Annotated in this window: 11 protein-coding genes and 1 pseudogene; 6 read left to right on the top strand and 6 right to left on the bottom strand. The window is 45.0% G+C overall.

The features are described 5' to 3' along the window. Positions 1-37 precede the first annotated feature (37 nt). From AC6I8Y_RS24745 to AC6I8Y_RS24730, 4 genes and pseudogenes are all read right to left on the bottom strand, one after another. Entirely contained in the window at positions 38-955 is a 918-nt protein-coding gene (locus AC6I8Y_RS24745; RefSeq protein ID WP_498018630.1) for a DnaJ C-terminal domain-containing protein, read from the bottom strand. 143 nt (positions 956-1,098) lie between these two features. Next, positions 1,099-2,993: pseudogene (dnaK, locus tag AC6I8Y_RS24740) on the bottom strand (molecular chaperone DnaK). A 209-nt stretch (positions 2,994-3,202) separates the two neighbouring features. Continuing rightward, positions 3,203-3,622 carry an Hsp20 family protein gene (locus tag AC6I8Y_RS24735; RefSeq protein WP_498022134.1) on the bottom strand — a complete coding sequence of 140 codons (420 nt, stop codon included), beginning with the start codon at positions 3,620-3,622 and terminating at the stop codon, positions 3,203-3,205. 401 nt (positions 3,623-4,023) lie between these two features. Then, positions 4,024-6,777, bottom strand: a complete 2,754-nt coding sequence (locus tag AC6I8Y_RS24730) for a M16 family metallopeptidase (protein ID WP_498022133.1) — start codon at positions 6,775-6,777, stop codon at positions 4,024-4,026. Between the two features lie 349 nt (positions 6,778-7,126). On the opposite strand from AC6I8Y_RS24730, the gene glgC reads away from it, so the two are divergent. Continuing rightward, a complete protein-coding gene (gene glgC / locus AC6I8Y_RS24725) occupies positions 7,127-8,431 on the top strand; it encodes a glucose-1-phosphate adenylyltransferase (protein ID WP_394150137.1) in 1,305 nt (434 codons plus the stop codon). Positions 8,432-8,496: 65 nt separating this feature from the next. Here the strand turns inward: glgC and AC6I8Y_RS24720 are convergent, their stop codons facing one another. Beyond that, positions 8,497-8,865, bottom strand: a complete 369-nt coding sequence (locus AC6I8Y_RS24720; RefSeq protein ID WP_498022132.1) for a winged helix DNA-binding protein — start codon at positions 8,863-8,865, stop codon at positions 8,497-8,499. 594 nt (positions 8,866-9,459) lie between these two features. Between AC6I8Y_RS24720 and yghU the strand changes: the two genes are divergently transcribed. From yghU to AC6I8Y_RS24700, 4 genes are all read left to right on the top strand, one after another. Beyond that, positions 9,460-10,320 (top strand): glutathione-dependent disulfide-bond oxidoreductase, encoded by an 861-nt coding sequence (yghU, locus tag AC6I8Y_RS24715; protein WP_394150134.1) that lies wholly within the window; start codon positions 9,460-9,462, stop codon positions 10,318-10,320. 150 nt (positions 10,321-10,470) lie between these two features. Beyond that, positions 10,471-11,298: an AraC family transcriptional regulator gene (locus AC6I8Y_RS24710; protein ID WP_394150132.1), complete on the top strand. Its 828-nt coding sequence runs from the start codon at positions 10,471-10,473 to the stop codon at positions 11,296-11,298. 86 nt (positions 11,299-11,384) lie between these two features. Continuing rightward, positions 11,385-12,158 (top strand): class I SAM-dependent methyltransferase, encoded by a 774-nt coding sequence (locus AC6I8Y_RS24705; RefSeq protein WP_394150131.1) that lies wholly within the window; start codon positions 11,385-11,387, stop codon positions 12,156-12,158. A gap of 1 nt (position 12,159) precedes the next feature. Beyond that, positions 12,160-12,750, top strand: a complete 591-nt coding sequence (locus tag AC6I8Y_RS24700; RefSeq protein WP_394150130.1) for a LysE family translocator — start codon at positions 12,160-12,162, stop codon at positions 12,748-12,750. Positions 12,751-12,798: 48 nt separating this feature from the next. Here the strand turns inward: AC6I8Y_RS24700 and AC6I8Y_RS24695 are convergent, their stop codons facing one another. Beyond that, the gene (locus AC6I8Y_RS24695; protein ID WP_234497271.1) at positions 12,799-13,458 is read right to left on the bottom strand and encodes an NAD(P)H-dependent oxidoreductase; all 660 of its coding nucleotides are present in this window, start codon (positions 13,456-13,458) and stop codon (positions 12,799-12,801) included. A 311-nt stretch (positions 13,459-13,769) separates the two neighbouring features. On the opposite strand from AC6I8Y_RS24695, the gene AC6I8Y_RS24690 reads away from it, so the two are divergent. Beyond that, on the top strand, positions 13,770-14,195 hold the full coding sequence (locus AC6I8Y_RS24690) for a universal stress protein (protein ID WP_042470815.1): 426 nt from the start codon (positions 13,770-13,772) through the stop codon (positions 14,193-14,195). The last annotated feature ends 47 nt before the right edge of the window (positions 14,196-14,242 follow it).

Here is a 14,242-nt window from a genome sequence, read left to right as displayed (position 1 = left end):
ACTAGGTGGCTGCTGATAGTATGTAATGCTGGCGTGTCTAGCCAATCGTCAATTTGAACTGCTCAAGCAAGTCTCTTTGTCTGTCAGTCAGGTTAGTCGGGGTTTCCACTTGAATCTTAACAAGCAAATCACCCGTTTGCCCCTTACGGTCTGTCACACCCTTCCCAGTCATTTTAAATTTTCGACCAGATTGTGTGCCCGCTGGAATCTTTAGCTTAAAGCGGCTATCGAGCACATTCACTTCAGCCTCGCCGCCCAGAGCAGCCGTCACCATATCAACTTTGGTGTTGCAGATTAGATCGTTACCATCACGCTCTAAAAAAGCATGACTGCGCGTCGCGATAGACAGGAGAAGGTCGCCCGCTGGACCACCATTAATGCCCGCACCGCCTTTGCCCGAGAAGCGAATTTTCTCGCCATCTTTAATCCCTGCAGGGATCTTCACATTGATCTTTTTGCTCTCGCCGTTAATCGGCAGTTCAACCACTTTTTCAGCGCCTTGAATCGCATCAACAAAGTCGACCGTTAGAGTAAACTCTTGATCTCTGCCTTTCTGAGCTCTTGCTCGGCCATGACCACCACGCGCTTGGGAGAAGATATCCTCAAAACCTCCAAAACCACCACCGAAGCCGCCGCCACCAAAGCCACCACCACGCTGGCGGAATGCGTCGCCAAAGATATCCTCGAATCCACCGCCACCATGACCGCCGTGGCCGCCAAAACCGCCACCTTCAAATGCAGCATGGCCAAACTGATCATACTGACGTCTTTTTTCAGTATCAGTGAGTACCTCGTAGGCCTCTTTAACTTCCTTAAAGTTTGCTTCTGCTGCGGTGTCACCTGGGTTTTTGTCTGGGTGATATTTCATCGCCAACTTTTTGTAGGCTTTCTTAATATCCTTTTCTGAGGCTCCCTTGGAGACACCTAGCACGCTGTAATAATCTCTTTTTGACATGCTAAAACCTCACTCAATCTCTTACTCAAACGGAAAAAAGGGCGTATGAGTTTCCCTCTTACGCCCTGAATACCGATAAGTTTATGTATTTATGAACATAACTCAACTGTTTATTACACCGTTTTCACGGCTTACCAGAGGCGTTATTTCACTTCTTCAAAATCTGCTTCGACGACATCGTCATCAGCGCCTGATTTAGATTGAGCGTTGTTGCTTTGGGCTTGCGCTTTTTGCTGAGCAATCTCCATTAGCTTCTGCGCTGCGGTTACCAGAGCCTGAATCTTGTCATCAATCGCAACCTTATCCTCGCCCTTGCGTGCATCTTCTAGCTCAGATATGGCCGTTTCGATCTCATTTTTCACGTCTGCTGGGAGCTCATCACCTGCTTCCTCCACCTGCTTGCGCGTGGAGTGAATCATCTGATCCGCTTGATTCCTAGCTGTCGCTAACTCTTCAAACTTTTTATCCGCTTCCTTGTTTGCTTCTGCTTCTTGAACCATTTTTTCGATGTCAGCATCACTCAAACCGCCTGATGCTTGGATCGTGATCTTTTGCTCTTTACCAGTAGACTTATCTTTCGCAGATACGTTGAGGATACCGTTCGCATCAATATCGAATGTCACTTCAATCTGTGGCATTCCGCGTGGTGCTGGTTGAATACCTTCAAGGTTGAACTGACCAAGTGACTTGTTGTACATCGCTTGCTTACGCTCACCTTGTACAACATGAATCGTTACTGCGCTCTGGTTGTCCTCTGCAGTAGAGAATACCTGATTCGCTTTAGTTGGAATCGTGGTGTTCTTCTCGACAAGCTTAGTCATCACGCCACCCATAGTTTCAATACCCAGTGATAGCGGGGTCACATCAAGCAGAAGGACATCTTTCACGTCACCCGCGAGAACGCCCCCTTGAACCGCGGCACCCATGGCGACAGCTTCATCTGGGTTGACATCACGGCGTGCTTCTTTACCAAAGAACTCTGCAACTTTCGCTTGCACCATTGGCATACGCGTTTGACCACCAACTAGGATAACGTCTGTGATATCACTTGCTGACAGTTCAGCATCGTTAAGCGCGGTCTTAAGCGGTTCAATCGAACGAAGTACAAGATCTTCAACCAAGGATTCGAGTTTAGCTCTGGTCACTTTCACGTTTAGGTGCTTAGGTCCCGTTGCATCGGCTGTCACGTAAGGCAAGTTAACATCGGTTTGAGAAGTAGCAGAAAGTTCAATCTTCGCTTTCTCTGCCGCCTCTTTAACACGCTGCATCGCTAGAGCATCCTTCTTAAGGTCGATGCCTTGCTCTTTTTGAACTCTTCCACTAAGTAATTAATCAAGCGGTTATCGAAGTCTTCACCACCTAGGTGTGTATCACCATTGGTTGCTAGTACTTCAAAGGTCTGTTCGCCTTCGACTTCATCTATCTCGATAATAGAGATATCGAAAGTACCACCACCTAAGTCGTAAACAGCAATTGTGCGGTCGCCGCCTTTTTTGTCTAAACCGTAAGCAAGGGCCGCAGCCGTTGGTTCGTTAATGATTCGCTTAACTTCTAAACCCGCGATGCGACCTGCGTCTTTCGTTGCTTGTCGCTGTGCGTCGTTGAAGTAAGCCGGCACCGTAATGACTGCCCCGGTAACTTCTTCACCAAGGAAATCTTCCGCTGTTTTCTTTATTTTCTTCAGTACTTCAGCCGAAACCTGTGGCGCGGCCATTTTTTGGCCTTTGGCTTCTACCCAAGCGTCACCGTTGTCTGCCTTGACGATGTTGTAAGGCATGATTTCGATATCACGTTGAACTTCTTCGTCTTCAAAGCGACGGCCGATCAAACGCTTGATAGCGAACAGTGTATTCTCTGGATTAGTCACTGCCTGACGTTTCGCCGGTTGACCGACCAAAGTCTCACCATCGGTGTAAGCAATAACGGATGCGGTGGTACGTTCACCTTCTGCGTTTTCAATCACACGTGGTTTGTCGCCATCGAGAACCGCGACGCATGAGTTTGTTGTACCTAAATCAATACCAATAATTTTTCCCATAATATTACCTCTCCGCTTCGCATTATTTATTCTAATGCAAAGTCTTAATTCTATAGTTTATTTCTGCGCACCAAAGGAGCAGCTTAGGCTCGCAGTTTACGTTGATTGCACATTCAATCAGGCGCTGTTATCTCGTTGAGGGTTATCACTAGCAAATTAAATGGTTTGCCCGTTTTCGACTCTAACGACTGTGCCTCTCAACAGACTTATTATTTGCTGATCGAAATCTTACGTGGCTGCATTGCTTCTGGCACTTCACGGACTAAATCGACGTGTAGTAAACCATTTTCCATACTTGCTGCTTTCACTGTGACATAATCTGCAAGCTGGAATTTGCGCTCGAAATTGCGCTCGGCGATGCCTTGATAGACGTAGTTTGGCTTATGTTTCGAAGGTTTAACCTCACCAGACACGATCAGCATGTTCTCGTTTTGAGTCAGGGTTAATGCATCTTCAGCGAAGCCAGCAACAGCCATCGTGATGCGATAGTTGTTTTCGTCTTTCTGCTCGATGTTGTATGGAGGGTATCCATTAGATGACGGCTTCTTCGCACTGTTTTCCGCTAGGTTAAACAGACGATCGAAACCAATGGCATGACGGTATAGGGGTGAAAAGTCTACATTACGCATAATACTATCCTCATAATAAGCAATAGTTCTCAACGTGATCACAAGCATGCGATTACATCGAGACTGGACACATACTCTCCGCGCGCTCAGGTGCCGCATTTAGACATATGTTCCAAGTGTTAACAGGGTTGAAGCTCATTTAGTCTCGCCAAACGGCTTCAAATAACGAGCGGTTATTGCTTCCCTAGTAAGGCAAAGCTAACTGCTCAAGAACTCCAATAGGCAGTTCATGTAAATAATATATGCTTCCGAAAATAACCTGTCAACACTTGCATTAGATTTTTTATTACTTTGTTCTCGGAAGTACTCTCACTTCAATCATTGATGAGACATCAATGCGATTTGCTAGTTTTTGAATATCTTCCACGCTCACCTGACGAGCATAGGCTTCAAAATTTGCTTCATTGGCTAAGTTCTCTGGATAGCTTGATGCTTGTGCCATAAGACCAAACCAAAAAGCCATTGCTCTCATAACTTTGCTCTACGCGGTCAGTCATGGGTGTGACCGCACGGACCAGCTCATCCTGAGTCACTCCCTTCTCTTGAAGATCTTTAACCAGCTGTTTGTAGATATTGAGCACAACATCTACATTTTCAATCGTGGTATTACTGTTTAAGTTGAGGTAACCATAGTCTTTGTAGAGAAGTGACTGAGAAGAATCCACCCAAGGAGAGTAAGCTTTACCGGTTGACTCTCTGATCGCATCGTTGACTCGAATTTGCAGGATAGATCTTAAGATCGCAAAACCAACGACATCTCTATAATTGGAACCGTCAGGTAAAGTAAAATAGCCCGATGCCAGGGCGGTATTAGGCTCTCCGTGATGGTAATAAGTGTACGACTTATTCGGTTGTAACTTAATCTCCGTCACAGGCCTGTCTATAAAGGTTTGTGCCTTTATATCTAATGCTCCAAAAGTTTGAGCTACGTAATCGACAGCCTGCTGCTCACTGATGTTCCCCATCAGCGAAACCTCCACTGGCCCCTTATTAATCGAACGCTCGACAAAAGGTTGCAACATCGTCAAGGGAAGCGCTTCAACCGATTCAATACTTGGATAAACCCAGCGGGGGTCACCCTGATACATTAGCTCACCACTATTGAAGCCTAGAACTCTCTCTGGCGTCGTTGGGTAAGAATCATAAATTGACTTTAGGTGCTCAATCGCGAAAGCGTGACCACTTGCTCTATATCCGGGGTGGGTGAGAAACGCTGCCGTCACTCTTAACTGATCAAGCACATCTTGAGGTGGCACACGATATTGACTCTCTATCGCATCGTCTGTCAGATAAATGTTGGCATTAATCTGTCGACCCGAAAATATCGATCTCAGGTCATTGATATCGTGAGCCTCTAATCCACCAGCAACAAAGCCGGCATCAAAAAGTGTCGCGAATGCGCCCTCCTCTGGGGTGAGCCCGAGCTTGCCTTTACCAGCACGAACGCTGATGTAAACCGCATTTGACTCATAGTCGGTTGGTTTTACGTTAAGGTAGACGCCGTTTTCAAACCTATAACGAGTCACGCCGCCAAAATTCGTTGTTTCCAGCTTTGCAGCCGTCCCTTCTTTGCCAAAGCTCTGATATACAAACTCAGCTTGTTTCTGAGGAATGTAAGGAGACACTTGTTTAGCGCTCGCTATTTGATAAGTTTCAAGAACATCCTGACTCGTTGCAGACTTCGCCTGTCCAGTAGAAGGTCGTTCGGTTACGTAAATTCGCGGTGCTTTTCCTTGCCAGTGCTGCTGAAAAGCGCGATTAAATACCTCAATATCTTGTGACATCACATCTTGCTCGAACAGAGACAAATCAAATGCCCGACTGGTCGTGACCATACTATTGTTGACGTCACTTACAAGCCTCTCGGCATAATCGGCACTGTAAGTATCGTCTTTCGCCTCAGCGTCTAATTTGAGCAGATTATGGTATTTGTCGAGCTGTCGCTTTATCTCCTGCTCGGTAAACCCATATTGAGCCGCTTGACGAAGACCTTTGTCTAGTACCTGAAGTCCTTCTCGCCACAGACCCAGAGGGGTTGTCATGCTCAATTGATTAATGGCAATGACATCGAACTGATTGTAAGAGCCGACATAAGGCGACAGTAACTTGCCTTCACTGGCATAAGACTGGGTTTCAAGTCGATACTGAAGTGCTTGATTAGCAATATACAAAGTGAGTTCTTGGGAGCGTTTTGACTTTGAGTCTGATTCGCGATTTATTGGCTCGAGAAAGTTCAATTCCACCGTAGTTCTAGCGTTAACATCAAGAAATACCCTCGCTTCAGGCTGACTTGGCAGAGTGACTTGTTTGCTATACGCCTCTGGCTGCTTGCCTTTTACCCGCCAATCTCCGAACTGCTTTTCAACCATGGCAAAGGTTTTTTGAACATCGACATCGCCTGCAATGATTAGCGTTGTATTTTCTGGCGTGTAGTAATGGCGATAAAAGTCTGTCAAGCGCTGCTTGTCCACCATTTTCATCCCGTTAAGTGTTCCTAGAGGGATCCGCTCGATGATATTACCGTCTCGTAAAACAAAGCTAGACCAGTCGTAAAGCATGTTAAGATCGAGCGTCGTCCTCTCACGAACTTCCGAAGAGATAACTGGCAGTTCTCGCTCAATAGCCTCTTTATCAAGTGTCAGTTCCGACGCGGTTTCTCTCATGATAAATAGCGATGTTTTTAACGTTTCAACATCATTTTTCGGTAGTTCTAGCATGTATACCGTTTGCTTAAAGTCGGTTTCAGCATTGGTATCTTTACCAAATGACAAGCCATGTCTTTCAAGGATTTGAACCATTTCTCCCTCGGGCACATTCGTCGAACCGTTAAATGCCATATGCTCGAGAAAGTGCGCTAAACCCGGTTCTTCTTGCCCCGGTTCTTGCAAGGAGCCCGCCGCAACACGCATACGAATCGACACGGCCTTTTTAGGCTTATCGTTAGCAATAACAATCACCCTCATACCATTGCCCAAAGCTTTGACATGCAGTTTCTCATCAAGCAGCAGATCTGACTTTTCAAACCAAAGTGTTGCCTGATTATCTGGTGTCTCTATGTGTGCATGTGCACTAAACGAAGCAACTTGAATCAAGGCCAGTGTGACGAGTAAAAACAACTTCACGGTTGGAGTGTGAAGGCGATGAGAAAAAATCATATCGAATATCCCTGAGGTTTTATTTGTCACCATCATGTAACAAAACACATATAGCGTGCTTATATTAGTAAAAATCAATCAATATGACCGTAAGGGTCTGTACGAAATTTCTCCTTCGTTTCATACGTTGCGAAGCTAACTGTGATAAGAGGTTGAAATTATGTATTTTTGATAAAACTTTACATTTTATGGTATGGATTGCATACGAAAGTTCTGCTCTTATAGAGGGGAATTTTTTATCGACGTCATCGAGTGTTCTAGTTACAAATTAAGCTACCCCAAAGAAGGGTAGCGTTACTCACACTCCCCCGAAAACGTCTTTTGTGCTTGTTATATAAGGAGTTATACAATGCCGAAGGAAAACCAATATTCCCATATTTCTAGTAACGCTCGTCTAAGAAACACAACCGCTATGATTCTAGCGGGAGGGAAAGGCACTAGGCTTAAAGAGCTTACCTCGACGATCGCAAAACCTGCGGTCTCGTTTGGTGGTAAGTTTAAAATCATCGACTTCGCACTCTCTAACTGCATCAACTCAGGTATCCGCAAGGTCGGTGTCCTGACCCAATATATGGCTCAAGACCTGATCAGCCACATTCAGTCAGGCTGGCAGTCGTCTTATTCTGCATTGGGCGAAGGCGTACACATCATTCCTGCTCAACAGCGTATCGGTGAAAACTGGTATCGCGGTACGGCAGATGCCATCTACCAAAACCTTGATTTGATCAAGCGCCAAACGGCCACTGAGCGTATTTTGATTTTGGGCGGGGACCACATCTACAAGATGGATTACTCGCGAATGATCAACTTCCACGTTGAGAGCGGTGCTGACGTGACAGTTGCCTGCATCCAAAAACCCATCGAACAAGCCTCAGAATTTGGTGTGATGGGTCTAAACGAACAGGGCGATATCATCAATTTCGTTGAGAAACCAAAGAACCCTACTCCAATGCCTAACGATGACAGCAAGGCGTTAATCTCGATGGGTATCTACATTTTCAATGTCGATGTTTTGGATGCTGAGCTTCGTCAGGCGTTAGAAAACCCAGACTACAAACACGATTTTGGTCATAACATCATTCCAAGTCTAATTGGCCGTAGCAATCTAAAAGGCTATGTGTTTACCGAGCGAGGTCACCCAGGTGGCAATGGTTACTGGCGCGATGTTGGTCATGTTGACGAGTATTACGCCGCGACTATGGATCTGTTGGCTCCGACGCCAGAGTTGGATCTGTATGACACTAGCTGGCCAATTATGACCAATCAGGTTCAAAGACCTGGAGTGAAATTCTTATTCAACGATCCAAACCGCAGAGGGTTTGCAGTAGACTCAGTGCTGTGTGCTGGTGCGATTATTTCTGGCGGCCAGGTCAACCACAGTCTGGTCTCTTCCGATGTACGAGTAGAAGACTTCGCCGAAGTACAAGATAGTATCCTTTTACCGCGCTCAATTGTTGGCAGAAGCTGCAAGCTTAAGAAAGTCATCGTTGGTGAAGAGTGCATCATACCTGATGGTACAGTCATTGGTTACGATCTTGAGGAAGACAAAAAACGTTACACGGTAACTGAAGATGGTGTAGTACTCGTTTCCGCAGAGATGTTTGAGGCTAAACAAGAAGTCGACACCAACAGCGATATTGAGGCGCTTGTTTAAACTTAGCGACTTGTTTAAACCTAACGAAAGAGGGGCGCTAGCGCCCCTCTGGTTTTTTGTTTATTTTACTTGTCGCTTTTGTACAGCTTCAAGGCATCATAAAACGCCGCCATCGTCTTAGCATGGGCATCAAATAGCTCGTCCACACTGACTTTATCTCTAACTTCCGCCACATATCGCGTCGCGATGTCATCAGTTTTCGTTCTATGTAATCGAATCAAGGATCGACCTTGCTCGGTAACACTGAGCATCTTTTTAACGCGACCATTTTCTTTGGTCTTTACCGCATTGATCAAACCACTCGATTCTAGCTCACGAACCGCTTTGTTGACTTTGGAGGTATCAGCCAGTAGAGCTTGGCTGATTTGATACTGCGTGCACTCACATTGTTCAGAGCACCTCTCTACGTACTGGAGTACAAAGAAATTGAACAATGAGAGCTTCGTCGTTGAGGCTTCTGAGACTAATTTTTTTTAGGTGTTCCGTCACCAAATAGCAAATGTATCCATCACTGGGTAGCGGATTCATAACTGTCGGCTCCACAGAGGATTTATGTATTTATTGGGTAAATATAACAGCCCCATAGTAAAGATTTAAACCATAATATTTTGTTACACGGTTCCTGTGATCTGGTTGGTATTCTGTGGCTTTTAAGGACTTTAGCACTGCAAATGACTGCATTTTTCAGTTATAGCGAAAAACAGTCAAGGTCTGCATAATGACATACAAGCATCGGTACCTATGCTTGAGTATGATGGTCACAGTCTACTTAGGTTGAACTACCCCTAGATGCTATTAACCCTTGAAGAGGAGATGCCTCTTCGGATTGTAATACGGAATTTGACCTTACGTTTAATGACGTTTAGCGGGCTTTATGCCCGCTTTTTTTTGTATTAGCAAAAGATTAAGAAAGCATAAGATATAGATTAAGCTTCCCTAACTGTTATTGCGGACTTACCTTAATCACGCTAGGATTTTCTCTCGATACAAACGAATGTTTCCTATAACAATTATGGAGAGAAAGAAGCATGAGTACTGAATATATCCCACCAAAAGTATGGACTCACGATAGCGAAAGTGGTGGTCAATGGGCCAGCATCAATCGCCCTGATTCTGGCGCAAGACACGAACAAACCCTACCCGCTGGCGAACATGCTCTTCAACTCTATTCGTTAGCTACGCCAAATGGTCAAAAGGTTACCATCATGCTTGAAGAGCTTCTTGCTCTTGGTAAAGCGGATGCTGAATATGACGCCTACACCATTAAGATCGGTGATGGAGACCAGTTTGGCTCTGGTTTCGTTGCGGTAAACCCAAACTCAAAGATTCCTGCATTGCTTGACCGCTCAGGTAGTGAACCTGTTCGCGTCTTTGAATCGGGAAACATTCTTCTTTATCTCGCTGAAAAGTTTGATGCTCTGTTACCTAAGAAAGCAGAAACTCGTGTAGAAGCAATGAACTGGCTATTCTGGCTACAAGGTTCGGCACCCTACCTAGGGGGTGGTTTCGGTCACTTTTACGCTTATGCGCCGGAAAAGTTCGAGTACCCAATCAATCGCTTTACGATGGAAACCAAGCGCCAACTTCACCTTCTTGATGCTCGATTGGCTGAGAATCAGTTCCTTGCGGGTGACGAATACACTATCGCTGATATCGCGACGTGGCCATGGTATGGAAATCTAGTGATCAACAACCAGTACGATGCGGCTGAGTTCCTAGATGTCGAAAGCTACCCTAACCTAATCCGCTGGGCAAAAGAGATTGCTGAGCGTCCAGCAGTGAAGCGTGGCCGTATTGTAAACCGTGTCTGGGGGGAAGAGTGGGAAACGTTAGCTGAGCGCCATAGTGCAGCAGATATTGACGAAGTACTCGCCAAACAACCTAAATAGAGTAATACCGACATTGCAACAAGGTGCACAAAAAACGCGACACCTACGGGAAAGCGCCAATACTGTGTGATAGGCTCCACAGAAATAGCGGTGTTGCATATGAGCACACCGCTATTTTTTACAAGGAGTCATACAAGGAACGTTGAGTTAATGTCTAAAGAAGAATTCTGTCATCTGGCGAGCTTTGAGGCATTCGATGGAATGGATGTCATCAACGCACAATTTGTCGATACCACATTTGGCAAACACGCACATGGAGAATTTGTGATTACGCTGGTTGATGCAGGCGTTCAGCAATTCTTTCATAAAGGTGCAACTCATAATGCTATTAGTGGCGATATTTGTATCATTAGCCCAGACGAAATCCACACTGGCAGCAAAGGGTGTGAACAAGGATGGCGTTATCGCGGTATCTATCCAAGTGAACAGCAAGTCCGCGACATCTACAAAGAGATTTATGCAAAAGATGGACTGCCAACGTTTCGTAACAGCACCATCTCTGATGAGCGGTTAAAACGGCAAATGCATCTGCTGTTTTCAACCATCAACAACGGCGGCGAACAACTAGAGGTGGAGAGCCATCTAGAACTGCTATTGGTAAAAATGATCCTACAATATGGTTCATCGAGACTTGCTACTACAGATGGTTCCAATGCCAAGTCCAACATCATGATCGCCCGTGACTACCTCGCTGATAACTGCACCAAAAAGGTCGCTCTCGATGAACTAGCGCAATTAACTGGCGTAAGTAAATATCATTTAATTCATGAATTTAAACGTCACTTAGGCGTTACCCCTCACCAGTTTCAAGTTCAACAGCGGATCAGCTATTCCAAATCCTTATTAAAAGCTGGCAACAAGCCCATCGACGTTGCGCTAGCCTGTGGTTTTCATGATCAAAGCCATTTCCACAAAACCTTCGTCAGCGCGATGGGAATCAACCCAACGACCTACCAACAGCAATTTTTTACAAGATAACTGACTCTGCGCTCATTAGAGTGGCTACTGCATAAACAAATAAAATAACAACGTCAGTAGCTAGGTTAGTTGGAGTAATAAATAAAATGGAGTTACATCAAGTCGAGTTCTCGACAGAACGATCTCGTTCATACAAGTTGGCTTTGAATCAATTTCCCGAGTGTTGGAAAGAAGACACCTTAATGATGTTTGATTTTCTAGCCCCTCAGTGTGGTGAGTCAATACTAGAAATTGGAGCGGGAAGCGGCTTTTTCTCATTCGACATTTCTACCGCCATTGGTCCAGAAGGACGACTTTTTGTTGTTGACCCCTCTCCAGACCAATTGAGACCCATCTATGATCGAGCTAATGAAAACATCACCATAATGCAAAGACCCGCTGAAGATATCTCTCTGTCTGAAGGCGTAGCACTCGACGCAATTTGGTCACGCGGTGCGTTTCACCATGTAAAAAGTAAAGAAGCGGTATTGAGCAATCTAGCACAGTTCGCCAAGCCTGGTGCACGCTTGGTGATTTGTGACATCTTCAGTGGTACTAAGCTATCGGACTACTTTGATGAGCATGTGGCGATTTCATGCACGACAGGGCACGAAGTGAGCTTTTTGAGCAAACCATACGCCAAGAGTTTGTGCAAACTGACAGGGTGGAGTGAGCCTAAATTCACAGATTTAGCACTACAGTGGCATTTTGAGCGAAAAGAAGATATCGGTGTTTTTCTGTCACTACTTCATTCAAACAAGCCTGAGTATTCCAACAAACACAGTTTAGATGATGCTGAGCGCCTACTCGGCATACGACGCACACCGCAAGGGTGGGCACTTAACTGGCCAATGACTGTGATGACAGCTATCAAGGAATAAAATGGAAAGTCAGCTAGCCTTTATCACCATTTGCATAGCTTCAGCGGCATCCCCTGGACCGGGGATGTTGGCAGTATTGAGCAACAGTTTGAACCAGAATATGCAACGTACAATTCCAGTCATTCTCGGCATTTCCACTGGGCTTTTGCTTGCTTCTATACTGTCCAATTCTTGGTTGCTGACCTTAGTTCATACTAATGACCTCGCCTACCAAGTCATGACAGGGCTTTGCAGCAGCTATATTATCTACCTTGGTTGTCGTGCGATTTATTATTCGCGAAGCCAAGCGATGATTGAGGCGCGTTCATACGGTTACAAGAGCGGAGTTCTGATCTCGCTTTTGAATCCAAAAACTATTGTTTTTTTTGGCGCTCTGTTTCCTCTTTTCGTGAAAAGTGAACAGTACTTCGCGCTGCAAGCAGCATTGCTAACTTTGGAATTGGTAGTAATTACCCTTTCTATTCACCTTTTGCTATCTCTTGCGACGGAAAAAGTCGCTAGGTTCTTAAAGCGGTATGTAGTCACGATTAACAGACTGACGGGATTATTGTTTATTGGTCTTGGGTTTAGTGGGTTGCTACTTCAAGCGTAAAAAAACGGCCACTAGATTAGTGGCCGTTTTCTATTTATTTGTTTAGGTTTAAAGAACCGTAATGATATCTTCTTGAGCTAAACGAGACTTAGGCAGACCGTAGTTATAATCTTCACCTTCTTTGTGGTAGCCAAGTGCAAGCGCAAAATCACACACGTAGCCGCCTAGTTCGTCTTTAAAGATCTCACCAATCATTTCTGGGTCAACGCCTTCCATCGGAGTAGATGCAATGCCCATGCGCGCAAGAGTATGAAGGACATTACCCAACGCGATGTAAGTTTGCGCTTTCGTCCACTGACCGTTAAAGCCGTTTTCATCGGTGTTTAGCTCTGCAAAGCCAAACGCACCGTTTAGCATTTGGTCGTACATGTCTGCTGGCAAGTGACCGGATGTTACTTCCACGTCCACCACTTTTTTGTAGTCATCTTTGGTAAAGTGCGGGTTGTGTGCGAATAGAATCGTATGTGACGCTTCTTTTGCATGTGGTTGGTTGAACTGGTGCATGTTTGCAAAAGTGTCGTGGAAACGCTGCTTCGCTTCATCGCTCTCGATCACAATAAACTTCCACGGCTGTGAGTTGATAGAAGAAGCTGACAGGCGAATTGCCTCTTTGATTACTTCCATATCCTCTGCAGAAATACGCTTAGTCGCATCGTATTTTTTAGCTGTGTAACGGTTGTTTAGATCTTTAATGATTTGATGAGTCACTGTGCTCTCTCCACTATATATTCACTACAAAATTGGGGCTTCAGCGAATGTTTCGGTGATTTACAGCATCGCAAACCGCTTGTTAACCCAGAGCCAACTCGTGTCGGCGAGGTGTAGATTAGAGCTAAAGCGCTAGAAGAAAAAGAGCCAAATCCCCCAGACATTATGGGTAAAATCTTCCACAATCCTGTCGATATGCACCTCTAGATCAATTTTCGTTCACTTAATCGCCAATACGAGATCTGTTAGACACAAATTTTTCTGATTTAAGACTATGATTGAGGTAGGTTATACGGCAAGAGGGCGTGGTTATGAAATACAAACATATCCTAGTGGCACTTGAGCTTTCTCCTGAAAGTAATGTGTTGATTGATAGGGCTGTTTTTCTAGCAAAACTATTGGACGCCGATGTTTCATTTATCCATATTGATGGCACACACGGTGAAATATATTCAGACCTAGTTGACTTGAAAGATGACCCTGAGCAACGGCCGCTAAACATCGAAGCGATGGAACAGTTACATGGTTTTGCAGAGTATGCCGAGTGCGAGCTAAATCACTTTATTATTGGCACAGGCGACCTTGGTGACAAATTGAAAGTTGCGATTGCGCAAAATGATTTTGATTTATTAATTTGCGGTCACCACCATGATTTCTGGAGCAAAATTGTGTCTGCTTCCAGACAAGTTATCAATAGCTCACCAGTGGATGTTCTTGTGGTTCCAATTGAGGATTGATTGCTGTCAAACCAGTATAAAAGCTCAGCCTAGCGCTGGGCTTTTTT

The sequence above is a fragment of the Vibrio sp. KUL78 genome, assembly GCF_059725505.1.
Note: the sequence above shows the minus strand (reverse complement) of the source record. Positions and strands in the feature narration are given on the sequence as shown.

Bases quoted from the DNA above. Each gene is read 5' to 3' on its own strand.
- AC6I8Y_RS24710 (WP_394150132.1), top strand. From the start codon at position 10,471: ATGTCTAAAGAAGAATTCTGTCATCTGGCGAGCTTTGAGGCATTCGAT.
- AC6I8Y_RS24735 (WP_498022134.1), bottom strand. From the start codon at position 3,622: ATGCGTAATGTAGACTTTTCACCCCTATACCGTCATGCCATTGGTTTC.
- AC6I8Y_RS24705 (WP_394150131.1), top strand. From the start codon at position 11,385: ATGGAGTTACATCAAGTCGAGTTCTCGACAGAACGATCTCGTTCATAC.
- AC6I8Y_RS24745 (WP_498018630.1), bottom strand. From the start codon at position 955: ATGTCAAAAAGAGATTATTACAGCGTGCTAGGTGTCTCCAAGGGAGCC.
- yghU (WP_394150134.1), top strand. From the start codon at position 9,460: ATGAGTACTGAATATATCCCACCAAAAGTATGGACTCACGATAGCGAA.
- AC6I8Y_RS24700 (WP_394150130.1), top strand. From the start codon at position 12,160: ATGGAAAGTCAGCTAGCCTTTATCACCATTTGCATAGCTTCAGCGGCA.
- AC6I8Y_RS24730 (WP_498022133.1), bottom strand. From the start codon at position 6,777: ATGATTTTTTCTCATCGCCTTCACACTCCAACCGTGAAGTTGTTTTTA.
- glgC (WP_394150137.1), top strand. From the start codon at position 7,127: ATGCCGAAGGAAAACCAATATTCCCATATTTCTAGTAACGCTCGTCTA.
- AC6I8Y_RS24690 (WP_042470815.1), top strand. From the start codon at position 13,770: ATGAAATACAAACATATCCTAGTGGCACTTGAGCTTTCTCCTGAAAGT.